Raw genomic sequence first — 11,990 nt, forward strand, 5'->3', positions numbered from 1 at the left:
ATACTATTTCCGCCGCCATGGACACGAATCCCACCTACAGCAGCCTCGTCGCGGTCGGCGACTCCTTCACCGAGGGCATGTCGGACCTGTTGCCCGACGGCACCTACCGGGGCTGGGCCGACCTCCTCGCCGCGCGGATGGCGGCCCGCACGCCCGACTTCCGCTACGCCAACCTCGCGGTCCGCGGCAAGCTGATCCGGCAGATCGTCGACGAGCAGGTGGACGTGGCGGCGGCCATGGAGGCCGACGTCGTCACCCTGGTGGGCGGGCTCAACGACACGCTGCGGCCGAAGTGCGACATGGGCCGGGTGCGCGGACTCCTGGAGGAGGCCGTGGAGCGGCTGGCCCCGTCGTGCAAGCAGCTCGTGCTGATGCGCAGCCCGGGCCGCCGTGGTCCTGTCCTGGAGCGGTTCCGGCCGCGCATGGAGGAGCTGTTCGCCTGCGTCGACGAGCTCGCCGCACGGCACGGCGCGATCGTCGTCGACCTGTACGGCGCCCCCTCGCTCGCCGACCCGCGGATGTGGGACGTGGACCGCCTGCACCTGACGGGCGAGGGCCACCGCCGGGTCGCGGAGGCGGTGTGGCAGGCGCTCGGCCACGAGCCCGAGGACACCGAGTGGCGCACCCCGATGCCGACGACGCTGCCGCCCGGCTGGGTCATGCGCCGCGCGGCGGACCTGCGGTTCGCCCGGCAGCACCTGCTGCCCTGGATCGGCCGCCGCCTGACGGGCCGCTCCTCGGGTGACGGCCTGCCGCCGAAGCGGCCCGAGCTGATGCCGTACGAGGATCTGGCGTAGGCGGTTCCCCCGGCGGCGGGGTGACCCGAGGGCTCGTGGCAGGGGCGCCGAAACGCTCTTGTAGGTTCCCACGAACGCACCCGTTGCGCTGGCCTGCACGAATCGCCAGTAGAATCCGTCCACGTGACTTCCGCTCCCGCCAAGCCCCGCATCCCGAACGTCCTCGCCGGACGGTACGCCTCCGCCGAGCTCGCCACGCTCTGGTCGCCCGAGCAGAAGGTGAAGCTGGAGCGGCAGCTCTGGCTCGCCGTGCTGCGGGCCCAGAAGGACCTCGGGATCGAGGTGCCGGACGCGGCGCTCGCCGACTACGAACGTGTGCTCGACACCGTCGACCTGGCCTCCATCGCCGAGCGTGAGAAGGTCACGCGGCACGACGTGAAGGCGCGGATCGAGGAGTTCAACGACCTTGCCGGGCACGAGCACGTGCACAAGGGCATGACCTCCCGCGACCTCACCGAGAACGTCGAGCAGCTCCAGATCCGCCTCTCGTTGGAACTGGTGCGCGACCGCACGGTGGCCGTCCTGGCCCGTCTGGGCAAGCTGGCCGGCGAGTACGGAGAGCTGGTCGTGGCCGGCCGCTCGCACAACGTCGCCGCGCAGGCCACCACCCTCGGCAAGCGCTTCGCGACCGCCACCGACGAGCTGCTCGTCGCCTACGGCCGGATCGAGGAGCTGCTGGGCCGCTACCCGCTGCGCGGCATCAAGGGCCCGGTCGGCACCGCGCAGGACATGCTGGACCTGCTGGGCGGGGACGCCGCGAAGCTCGCGGACCTGGAGCAGCGGATCGCCACGCACCTGGGCTTCTCGCAGGCGTTCACGTCGGTCGGCCAGGTCTACCCGCGCTCGCTCGACTACGAGGTCGTGACGGCGCTGGTGCAGCTGGCGGCCGCGCCGTCGTCGCTGGCCAAGACGATCCGGCTGATGGCCGGGCACGAGCTGGTCACCGAGGGCTTCAAGCCGGGCCAGGTCGGCTCCTCGGCGATGCCGCACAAGATGAACACCCGCTCCTGCGAGCGCGTCAACGGCCTGATGGTGATCCTGCGCGGCTACGCCTCGATGACCGGCGAGCTGGCGGGCGACCAGTGGAACGAGGGCGACGTGTCCTGCTCGGTGGTGCGCCGGGTCGCGCTGCCGGACGCGTTCTTCGCGCTGGACGGTCTGCTGGAGACGTTCATGACGGTGCTCGACGAGTTCGGCGCGTTCCCGGCGGTCGTGGCGCGTGAGCTGGACCGCTACCTGCCGTTCCTCGCGACCACCAAGGTGCTGATGGGTGCCGTGCGCGCGGGCGTGGGCCGGGAGCTCGCGCACGAGGCGATCAAGGAGAACGCCGTCGCCTCCGCGCTCGCCATGCGCGAGCAGGGCGCCGAGCGCAACGAACTGCTCGACAAGCTGGCCGCCGATACGCGCATTCCGCTCGACCGCGACGAGCTGGACGCGCTGATGGCCGACAAGCTGTCCTTCACGGGTGCCGCCGGCGACCAGGTCGCCGCCGTCGTCGCCCGGGTCGAGGAGATCGTGAAGCAGCACCCCCAGGCCGCGGGCTACACGCCCGGCGCGATCCTCTGACGCGCCGCACACGGTGCCCCGTTTCACGCCCGAGGAGCTGGAGGCCGCCCGCGACCGCATCGTGCCGGACGTGGTCGCGGACGGTCTGCGGGTGCTGTTCTGCGGCATAAATCCCGGTCTGATGACAGCCGCCACGGGCCATCACTTCGCCCGCCCGGGCAACCGCTTCTGGCCGGTGCTGCACCGCTCCGGGTTCACGCCGCGGCTGCTGAAGCCGTCCGAGCAGCAGGAGTTGCTGTCGTACGGACTCGGCATCACCAATGTCGCGGCGCGGCCGACCGCTCGCGCCGACGAGCTGAGCGCCGAGGAGTACCGGGAGGGCGGGCGGCTGCTCGCGCGGAAAGTGGCGCGGCTGCGGCCGCGCTGGCTGGCCGTGGTCGGAGTGACCGCCTACCGCGCCGCGTTCGACGACCGGAAGGCCCGGGTCGGGCCGCAGTCGCGGATGATCGGGGACACGCGCGTGTGGGTGCTGCCCAATCCGAGCGGGCTGAACGCGCACTGGACGGCCGAGACGATGGCGGAGGAGTTCGCGCGGCTGCGGGAAGCCGCCGAGAGCTGATCTCCTACGGCGGGTCCGTCTCCGTGACCAGGGCCAGCAGTTGGACCTCCTGCGACGTGTCGCGGTCGGTCACCGCCACGGCGACCCAGCGGCCCGTGCCGTCCACCTCCCACACGTACGCGACGCTCGCGCGCTCGCTCAACTCGGCCCACGGACGGGGTATCTCCTCCTGCTCGGTGCGCAGCAGGACGGTCTGCAGGTTGTACGGGGGCGTGTCGCCCCAGCGTGAGGCGAGAAGTTCGTAGACGGCGTCCCGGCCCTTCTCGTACTGGTCGATCGTCACCGCGCGGAGTGCCGGGTCGTCGTCGCCCGCGGCGTCTAACACCGCAGTGTGATGACCGGGTCCGGAAACGCCGACGTCCGACGGGCCGTGCTCCGCCGGAAAGGGGCGGTAGCACAGCTCGTCGATGAGGGCGATGTGCTGTGCGATGTTCATGGGTCCAGTAAACCCGCCGCCACTGACACTTGGCGGGGCGTCAAGCCTGTTCCGGCCGTTCTCCGCTCAGGCGTCCCGGCGGCGCAGGCTCCACGCTCCCGCCGGCAGGGCGGCCGCCGCCCAGAGCGCGGTCACCGCGAGCCCCGACCACGGCCCGAGGGTGCCGTCGTACGTCTCCCTCAGGACCAGCTGTCCCGCCTTGTCGGGCAGGAAGTCCGCGACGGTGCCCGTCGCGTCGCCGATCACGAACGACACGACGAGGATGAACGGGATCAGCAGGGACAGCGTGGCCACGCCGCTGCGCAGCAGGGCGGCGAGTCCGGCGGCGAACAGGGCCATCAGCATGAGGTGGACGCCGCAGCCCACGACGCCGCGCACCTGCTCACCGGTGCCGAGCCCGTCGGCCGCCGGGCCGAGCCCCGCCCGTGCCACGGGGAGGGCGGCGAGGGCGGTCACCAGTCCCACCAGCAGGGCCGGTACGGCGATGACGGCCGCCTTGGCCGCGAACCACCGGCCGCGCCGCGGAACCGCGGCCAGCGAGAGCCGGAGCGCGCCCGACCGGAACTCCGACGACACGGCCATGGCCCCGAAGGAGACGGCCACGATCTGCCCCGGCACGACACCGGACAAGGCCGTGAACAGGGGGTCGAAGCCGGGGTCCGACGTTTTGGAGACACCGGCGATCGCGGAGAAGGCCGTGGTCGTGGCGAACAGGGCCAGGAGCGCTCCCGGGAGCGAGCGGAGCGTACGGATCTTCAGCCACTCGGAGCGGAGGACGGGGTGAGTTCCATGGTCAGGCCTCCTGGGGCTGTGCGGTGAACTCGGCTTCGGCCGACGTGAGGTCGAAATAGGCCTGCTCCAACGTGCCTTCCTCGGCGGCGAGCTCGAGGACCGGCACACCCGCGACGGAGGCGATGCGGCCGATGTCGTCCACGCGTGCGTGGTGCACGGTCCAGTGACCGTCCACGTGTTCCACGGCGTCGTGACCGTGCCGGGCGAGAGCGCTGAGGAGGGCGGCGGGGTCGGATGTGCGGATGCGTACGCTGGGCTGCACGCGCGCGTCGATGAAGTCCCGCATCGGGGTGTCGGCCAGCAGCCCGCCCCGGCCGAGGACGACGAGGTGGTCCGCGAAGGACGCGGTCTCGTTCATCAGATGGCTGGAGACCAGGACCGTGCGGCCCTCCCCCGCGAGCCGGCGCAGCAACTGCCGGATCCACACGATGCCTTCGGGGTCGAGACCGTTGGACGGCTCGTCCAGCATGACCACCTCGAGATCGCCCAGCAGGGCGGCGGCGATACCCAGGCGCTGGCGCATGCCGAGGGAGTACGTCCGCACGCGGCGCCGGGCCACCGACGCCAGGCCGGTTTCCTCCAGCACCTCGTCGACCCACCGGTCGGGGATGCGGTTGCTGCTCGCCAGGACTCGGAGATGGTCGCGGGCGGTGCGGGAGCCGTGCGCGGCCTGCGCGTCGAGCAGGGCGCCCACCTGGCGCAGGGGTTCGCGCAGCGTCGGGGTAGGCGCGGCCGCCGAGTGTGGCGGAGCCGGCGTTCGGCCGGTCGAGGCCGAGCACCAGCCGCATGGTGGTGGACTTCCCGGCGCCGTTGGGGCCGAGGAAGCCGGTGACGCGGCCGGGCAGGACGCGGAAGGTGAGGCCGTCCACGGCTCGTTTGGTGCCGTACTCCTTGGTGAGGTCATGGACTTCGATGCTGGTCATGGCTGCAGCGTGGCCGATCGTCCGGGGTGCGGGCCTCCCCCGGCGGTGGAGATCGTCTCCCCCGTGCGGGGGAGGCTCTCTGTCAGTGGCGGCTGGCACGATGGCGCAATGGTCCGCATGCTGCGCCCGTTGACGCGGGCGGTGACGTACAAGCGGTGGCTGCACATCGTGGTGGCCATCGTGTGGCCGTCGCTGTGGATTTCATCCAGGAGGCGTGGTGGACTCAGGTCACGGCCGCCGTGCTGCTCGGACTCGCGGGACTCCTGCCCATCACACGGGTCGTGGAGGGGTTTCAGGCCAGGCTGTTGCTGATCGACCGTCGGCAGGACGGTGAGACCGAGGAGATCGTGACCACTCCGTCCGTCACGTGGCGGGACCGCGGGCGGACGGTGGTGTGGCTGGAGGCGCGGCTGTGCCTCGGCTGGACCGTGGCTCACCTCTCTCTCCAGTTGCCCTTCCTCGCGATCGACTTGCTGACGACGGGGCTCGGTCTTGGGCCCTTGGCTGATGGATTTGTGTCCGTCGAGGAGAACCGCTGGTGGCACGCCGTGCTCGCACCCGTGCCGTTGATTCTGTGCCCCGTGGTCGTGGTGTGGTCGGGGCACCTCGTCACCGCCTTGGCCAAGCGGCTCCTCGGACCGTCGCCCACCGAGCGGATGGCGGCGCTGGAGGAGCGCACCGAACAACTGCTGGAACGCACGCGTATCGCCCGCGAGTTGCACGACTCCATCGGGCTGCGGCTGATGGCACGGGGCCTGTCGAACGCGGAGATCGCCGTCCGGCTGGTCGTGGGCACCGAGACGGTGAAGTCGCTTGTGAGCGCCGTACTGGCGAAGCTGGGAGCGAGGGACCGCACGCAGGCGGTGATCGCGGCGTACGTGTCGGGGTTCGTCGCGCCGGGGTGATCGGCGGGGGCCTGAGCCTGCCCCTCGCCGGGGTCCGCCGCGCCGAGTACGATCCGGCCAACACGCGCACGAGCTGGAAGGACGGACGGTGGGGCGGCTGACCGGCGGGGATCCCTCGCTGCTGCGAAGGATCAACTCCGCGGTGGTGCTGCACGCGCTGCGTGCCACGGACTGCGCGACGCTGACCGAGATCACCCGGGTGACGGCGTTGTCCCGGCCGACCGTCGAGGGCGTCGTCGAAGGGCTCATCGAGGCCGGTCTCGTCGTCGAGAAGGCGGCTGAGGAGGGTGCCGCCCGGCGGCAGGGGCGGCCGGCGCGGCGGTTCCGGTTCCGGGCGGAGGCGGGGCATCTGCTGGGGCTTGAGATCGGCGCGCACCGGGTGGCCGCGCTGCTGGCCGACCTGGACGGCCGGGTGATCGGCTCCCAGGCCAAGGACGTACCCGAGACGGCGGGGGCCGACGAGCGGCTGGAGCGGCTGCGGGGGGCCGTCGCCGAGTTGCTGCGCCGGGCCGGTGTCGCACGCGGCTCGCTGCGGGCCGTGGGCGTGGCGACGCCCGGGATCGTCGAGGCGGACGGCAGGGTACGGCTGGGCACCGCGCTGCCCGGGTGGACGGGGCTGCGGCTGGGCGAGCGGCTGGGCCGGTCGTTCAAGTGCCCGGTCCTGGTCGAGAACGACGCCAACGCGGCGGCCGTCGCCGAGCACTGGAAAGGCGCGGCCACCGAGTCGGACGACGTGGTGTTCGTGCTGGCGGGGCTGAGCCCGGGCGCCGGTTCGCTGATCGGGGGACGGCTGCACCGGGGCTACGGCGGGGCGGCCGGTGAGATCGGCGCGCTGCATCTCCTCGGCCGGGAGGTGACGCCGGAGACGCTGCTGTCCACCACGGACGAACCGCTGCACCCGCTCGACGAACAGGCCGTCGCCGAGGTCTTCGCACGGGCCCGCGAGGGCGACCAGCGGGCTCGCGCGGCCGTCGACCGTTTCCTCCAGCGTCTGGTCCACGACGTGGCGGCCCTGGTCCTCGCTCTCGACCCGGAACTGGTCGTGATCGGCGGCTGGGCGGCAGGCCTGGACGGCGTCCTGGACCCCCTCCGCCAGGAACTGGCCCGCTACTGCCTGCGCCCCCCGCAGGTGACCTTGTCCCGCCTGGGAGACGCGGCAGTGGCGACGGGCGCCCTGCGCCTGGCCCTGGACCACGTGGAGGAACAGCTGTTCACGGTGGAGCGCCGCTGAACGACGACGCCCTTCCCGGGGGCGCGGGGCCGTATCGATGTGCGGCTCCGCCGCGTGGGCGCGACCAGCCACGACCCACCCGCAGCCCGTCGCTCACCGCACCCCCCGAAACGCGACGGTCAGGAAGCCTGCCGCTGCGGCCCGGCGTGGATCTCCACACCCCCCGCGTCACCGAAGGTCAACCGACACGTGTCAGCGCGGTACGTCGCGACCGAGAGCGCACCCGTACGGCCCGCGGCCACGAACCGCGTCGTCACCACCAGGACGGGCGCCCCGGGCAGCCGGTCCAGTTCCTTCGCGTCGTCGGCCCCGGCGGAGCCGAGCTCCACCGCGTTCTCCTGCCGCTCCAGCTCCAGCCGCTGGAGCTCCCGCAGCACCGCACGCGCGCGTGCCGATCCGGACGGTGCGTCGATGCCGGAGAGGTCGGGCACCGAGGACTGCGGGATGTACAGCAGCTCGGCGGCCACTGGCCGGCCGTGCGAGACGCGGGAGCGGCGCACGATGTGCACGGGCTCGTCGCGGCCCGTCTCCAGCGCGTCGGCGACGGCCGGGGGCGGCACGGCCGCCGTGCAGTCGACGGGCTGCCAGGCGTCCTCGGGACCGCCCGGCCAGGTGTGCGGGCCGGAGCCGAGGGAGACGCCCATGCGGGGCGGCGCGACGGTCGTGCCGACACCGCGGCGGCGCTGGAGCCTGCCCTCCAGTTCGAGCTGCTCCAGGGCCTGGCGGAGCGTGGCGCGAGCGACGCCGAAGCGGGCTGCGAGGTCGCGCTCGTTGGGCAGGATCTCCCCCACGGAGAACTCCGAGTCGAGCGCTTCACTGAGCACGGTCTTGAGATGCCAGTACTTCGGTTCCGGCACCGATTCCAGCTGCGTGGTCCCCACCCTGTCCTCCGCAATCGCCGTGGTCGGCTGCTTTTCAGCGCCCTTGTTTTTTAAAGGTTGTTTCACTTCTCTGCGACCATAGGGCGGCCCTGATCCTTGGTCAAGACCAATGGCCGGGAACGTTCACGGGGCGTTCGTGCGAGGCCGCGGCGGGGCGTGAGCGGCGCCGTCTAGACGGCGGCCAGCGAGCGCAGCTTGTCGGGGTTGCGGACGATGTAGACCGCTTGGACGCGGCCGTCGGCGACGTCGAGCTGGAAGACGGAGTCGGGCTTGTCGCCGGACAGGAACAGCACGGCCGGGCCGCCGTTGAGCTCCAGGAAACGCAGGGAGAAGTCGGGGACGCTCTTCTGCGCGGCGCCGACGAGGAAGCGGCCCACCTTGTCCGCGGACTGCAGGACCCGCAGCGGCGCCCGCGCCTTGCCGCCGCTGTCGCCGACGAGCCGGACGTCCGGGGCGAGCAGGGCCATCAGCCCTTCGAGGTCGCCGTCCGCCGCGGCGGCGAGGAACCGCTCGGTGAGCTCGCGCCGCTGGGCGGGGTCGACCTCGTAGCGCGGCCGCCGCTCCTCGACGTGCTTGCGCGCCCGTCCGGCCAGCTGACGGACCGCCGGTTCGCCGCGGTCGAGCATGGCGGCGATGTCGGCGTACGGGAAGCCGAAGGCCTCACGCAGCACGAACACCGCCCGCTCCAGCGGCGACAGCGACTCCAGCACGACGAGGACGGCGAGCGAGACGGAGTCGGCGAGCACGGCCCGCTCGGCGGTGTCCGGCACGGTGTCGCCGAAGTCGGTGACGTACGGCTCTGGCAGCCACGGACCTACGTACGTCTCCCCACGGGCCTTGATCTGGCGCAGCCGGTCGATGGCGAGGCGGGTGGTGATCCGCACGAGGTAGCCGCGCGGTTCGCGCACGTCGCCGCGGTCGCTGCCCGACCAGCGCAGCCAGGCCTCCTGGACCACGTCCTCCGCGTCGGCGACGCGGCCCAGCATGCGGTAGGCGACGCCCAGCAGGACGGGGCGGTGTGCTTCGAAGACGTCGGTCGCGGTCTCGGTGGTCACGGGCTCCATCCCAGCCCACCGGTGCGGCCCTGTCCAGGCGGAATCGCCCCGTCCCGGACAGCCGCGGCCGTGGAGGTGGCGGCACCTCGGGGCTACCCGCCGGTAGTAATTGCTGACAAGCTGTCTACGGCGTCCGTCAGCGAGTACATCCGAGGAGCACCGCATGTCCGTCACCGTCTCCTTCAAAGTCGCCTCCGCACAGGGCGAGCAGAACGTGACCCTGGCCTACACGCGTCAGGGCAGCGGCGAACCGTTGCTCCTGCTGCACGGCATCGGTCACCACCGGCAGGTGTGGGACCCGGTGATACCCGCGCTGGCGGCCGAGCGGGACGTGATCGCCGTGGACCTGCCCGGGTGCGGCGAGTCGCCGGCGCTCCCGGACGGCATGGCGCACGACCTGCCGACCATGAACGCCGTCCTCGCGGCGCTGTGCGAGGCGCTGGAGATCGAACGGCCGCACGTGGCGGGCAACTCGCTGGGCGGCCTGCTGGCCCTGGACCTGGCCCGGGCGCAGCTCGTCCGCTCCGTCACCGCCCTGTCCCCGGCGGGGTTCTGGAACGCGGTCGAGCGCCGCTACGCCTTCACGGTGCTCATGACGATGCGGCAGATAGCCCAGCGGATGCCGCTGCCCGTCGTCGAACGGCTGGCCCGCCCGGCCATCGGCCGCACGCTGCTGACGAGCACCATCTACGCCCGCCCGGGCCGTCGTTCGCCCGAGGCCGTGATCGCCGAGACGCTCGCGCTGGCCCGGGCGCAGGGGTTCTCCGAGACCCTCCGCTCCGGCAGGTCCGTGCAGTTCACCGACGACATCGTGGGCACGCCGGTCACCGTGGCGTGGGGCAACCGGGACCGGCTGCTGATCCCCCGCCAGGGCGTGCGGGCCAAGAGCGTCATCCCCGCCGCACGGCTGGTGCGGCTGCCCGGCTGCGGCCACGTCCCGATGAACGACGACCCGGCGCTGGTCGCCCGGGTCGTCCTCGACGGCAGCCGCTGAGGGGATCTGCCGGAACGCCGCATCGCGCAGGGGGCCGCTCTCCCGGCACGTGGTGACTCACCTCGTACCGCACCGGACCATGACCGCCCGACACGCCGACGGCCAATGGCCCGTCGAAACGCACGGGCAACTCACGGTCGTGGACGTTCAGCACAGTGATCACGGCGGCGGCCGCCCTGTCCTCGGGCACGGCAGTCCCCGGTCGGGGAACCGCACGGCACGCCGGGTCGCGTCCGTGGCCGACCGCACACCGGCGCGCGCCCGGGCGCCGGTGGCCGATAACCGCTGTCCGATGCGGGGCGGTTGGCGAAAGGACCGCCCACGGATCCGGCAGACTGACCGCATGGACCGCAACGATCCCGCGTCGCCCGCCTGGGAGCTGCTGCTCCCGGCCGCTTCGGCACCGGCACGCACGCGTGGTCGTTCCCTTCAGGCGGCGCTGCGCGAGGCGGTCCGCTCGGGCCGGCTCGCGCCGGGTACGCGGCTGCCGTCGAGCCGGGATCTCGCGGCGGATCTGGGGGTGTCGCGCGGGCTGATCACGGAGGCGTACGAGCAGCTGACGGCGGAGGGCTATCTGCGCAGCGGCCGGGGCGCCGGGACGTGGGTGGGCTCGGCCGTACGGGCCGCCCGGCCTCGGGCGCACGACCTCGCTCCGCGCTCCCCCGGGGCCGGGGCCGACTTCGTGCCCGGGACGCCGGATCTGTCGCTGTTCCCGCGCTCGGCGTGGGCCGCCGCGCAGCGCGGTGTGCTGGCGGAGCTGCCGCACCAGGAGCTGGGGTACCCCGATCCGCGCGGGCTGCCCCGGCTGCGTACCGCGCTGGCCGAACTGCTCGCCCGGCGGCGGGGTGTGGTGGCCGACCCGGAGCGGCTCGTGGTGGTCTCCGGGGTGGCTCAGGCGACGACGCTGCTGGGTTTCGCGCTGCACGCGCGCGGGGTGCGCACGGTGGGTGTGGAGGACCCGGGCAGTCCCCAGCACGACGCGCTGTACGCCTCGGCCGGGGTCACCGCCGTACCGGTGCCCGTGGACGGCGAGGGCGTCGCCCTGGAGCCGCTGCGGGCGTCGGGCGTACGGGCCGTGGTGACGACGCCTGCCCACCAGTTCCCCACCGGCATCGCCTACTCGGCCCGCCGCCGCGCCGAGCTGCTGGACTGGGCGCGGTCCGTGGACGGCATCGTCCTGGAGGACGACTACGACGGCGACTTCCGCTACGACCGCGCCCCCGTCGGCGCGCTCCAGGGACTCGACCCGGACCACGTCGCCTACGCGGGCTCGGTCAGCAAGTCACTCGCCCCCGGGCTGCGGCTGGGCTGGCTGCTGGTGCCGGAGTCCTGGGCGGAGGAGATCGTCGAACGCAAGCGCACCATGGACCTGGGTCACCCGGCCCTCGACCAGGCACTCTTCGCCCGCTTCCTGGAGCGCGGCGACTACGACCGCCAGTTGCGCCGCTGCCAGCGCGCCTACCGCGAGCGCCGTGACGCCCTGACCGCCGCCCTCGACGAACACTTCCCCGGCTCCAGGGTCTCCGGCATCGCCGCCGGCCTGCACGTGATCGCCACGCTGCCGGAGCGCTACGGCCCCGAGGAGCGTTTCCTCACCCGCGTGACGGCGGCCGGGGTGGCGGTACGCCCCCTGTCGGCCTACACACACCCGCGTCCCGCGCAGGAGGAGACCGACGGGCCGAAGCGGACACAGCTCGTCCTCGGCTACGCGCACGTACCGGCCGCCCGGATCCACGAGGGCATACGCCTGATGGCGGAGGCGGCCACGCGGTGACTCCGGCGGAGCTCGCGGGTTCCCGCCGGTTCCCCTCCTGTCGCGGTCAGTTGTTCACTTGGGGTTCGTGTGTGCGC

Annotated in this window: 11 protein-coding genes and 1 pseudogene; 7 read left to right on the forward strand and 5 right to left on the reverse strand. The window is 72.8% G+C overall.

Going from position 1 to position 11,990, the window contains the following annotated elements; all coding sequences use genetic code 11:
• The first annotated feature begins 17 nt into the window (after window positions 1-17).
• The 3 genes from ACZ6TU_RS27075 to mug all read left to right on the forward strand — a co-directional run bounded on the left by ACZ6TU_RS27075 (window position 18) and on the right by mug (window position 2,922).
• Window positions 18-797: an SGNH/GDSL hydrolase family protein gene (locus ACZ6TU_RS27075; protein WP_467676249.1), complete on the forward strand. Its 780-nt coding sequence runs from the start codon at window positions 18-20 to the stop codon at window positions 795-797.
• A gap of 123 nt (window positions 798-920) precedes the next feature.
• The gene (gene purB / locus ACZ6TU_RS27080) at window positions 921-2,363 is read left to right on the forward strand and encodes an adenylosuccinate lyase (RefSeq protein ID WP_467676251.1); all 1,443 of its coding nucleotides are present in this window, start codon (window positions 921-923) and stop codon (window positions 2,361-2,363) included.
• A 13-nt stretch (window positions 2,364-2,376) separates the two neighbouring features.
• Entirely contained in the window at window positions 2,377-2,922 is a 546-nt protein-coding gene (gene mug, locus ACZ6TU_RS27085; protein ID WP_467676252.1) for a G/U mismatch-specific DNA glycosylase, read from the forward strand.
• 4 nt (window positions 2,923-2,926) lie between these two features.
• On the opposite strand, the gene ACZ6TU_RS27090 is transcribed toward mug, so the two are convergent.
• From ACZ6TU_RS27090 to ACZ6TU_RS27100, 3 genes and pseudogenes are all read right to left on the reverse strand, one after another.
• Window positions 2,927-3,358: a hypothetical protein gene (locus tag ACZ6TU_RS27090; RefSeq protein ID WP_467676254.1), complete on the reverse strand. Its 432-nt coding sequence runs from the start codon at window positions 3,356-3,358 to the stop codon at window positions 2,927-2,929.
• Window positions 3,359-3,424: 66 nt separating this feature from the next.
• Entirely contained in the window at window positions 3,425-4,117 is a 693-nt protein-coding gene (locus ACZ6TU_RS27095; protein WP_467676688.1) for an ABC transporter permease, read from the reverse strand.
• Between the two features lie 34 nt (window positions 4,118-4,151).
• A pseudogene (locus ACZ6TU_RS27100) lies at window positions 4,152-5,073 on the reverse strand (ATP-binding cassette domain-containing protein).
• A gap of 182 nt (window positions 5,074-5,255) precedes the next feature.
• On the opposite strand from ACZ6TU_RS27100, the gene ACZ6TU_RS27105 reads away from it, so the two are divergent.
• Window positions 5,256-5,978 carry a helix-turn-helix transcriptional regulator gene (locus tag ACZ6TU_RS27105; RefSeq protein WP_467676256.1) on the forward strand — a complete coding sequence of 241 codons (723 nt, stop codon included), beginning with the start codon at window positions 5,256-5,258 and terminating at the stop codon, window positions 5,976-5,978.
• 88 nt (window positions 5,979-6,066) lie between these two features.
• A complete protein-coding gene (locus ACZ6TU_RS27110) occupies window positions 6,067-7,209 on the forward strand; it encodes an ROK family transcriptional regulator (protein ID WP_467676258.1) in 1,143 nt (380 codons plus the stop codon).
• Between the two features lie 119 nt (window positions 7,210-7,328).
• Here ACZ6TU_RS27110 and ACZ6TU_RS27115 read toward each other — a convergent pair whose 3' ends face one another.
• Window positions 7,329-8,090, reverse strand: coding sequence for a GntR family transcriptional regulator (locus tag ACZ6TU_RS27115; protein ID WP_467676260.1), 762 nt, complete (start codon window positions 8,088-8,090; stop codon window positions 7,329-7,331).
• A gap of 170 nt (window positions 8,091-8,260) precedes the next feature.
• Window positions 8,261-9,145, reverse strand: coding sequence for an RNA polymerase sigma-70 factor (locus ACZ6TU_RS27120; protein WP_467676262.1), 885 nt, complete (start codon window positions 9,143-9,145; stop codon window positions 8,261-8,263).
• Window positions 9,146-9,308: 163 nt separating this feature from the next.
• On the opposite strand from ACZ6TU_RS27120, the gene ACZ6TU_RS27125 reads away from it, so the two are divergent.
• Both ACZ6TU_RS27125 and pdxR read left to right on the forward strand, forming a co-directional pair.
• A complete protein-coding gene (locus tag ACZ6TU_RS27125; protein WP_467676264.1) occupies window positions 9,309-10,139 on the forward strand; it encodes an alpha/beta fold hydrolase in 831 nt (276 codons plus the stop codon).
• Between the two features lie 343 nt (window positions 10,140-10,482).
• Window positions 10,483-11,913: a MocR-like pyridoxine biosynthesis transcription factor PdxR gene (pdxR, locus tag ACZ6TU_RS27130; protein WP_467676266.1), complete on the forward strand. Its 1,431-nt coding sequence runs from the start codon at window positions 10,483-10,485 to the stop codon at window positions 11,911-11,913.
• Window positions 11,914-11,990 lie beyond the last annotated feature (77 nt).

This window comes from Streptomyces sp. NPDC052064 (assembly GCF_055585925.1).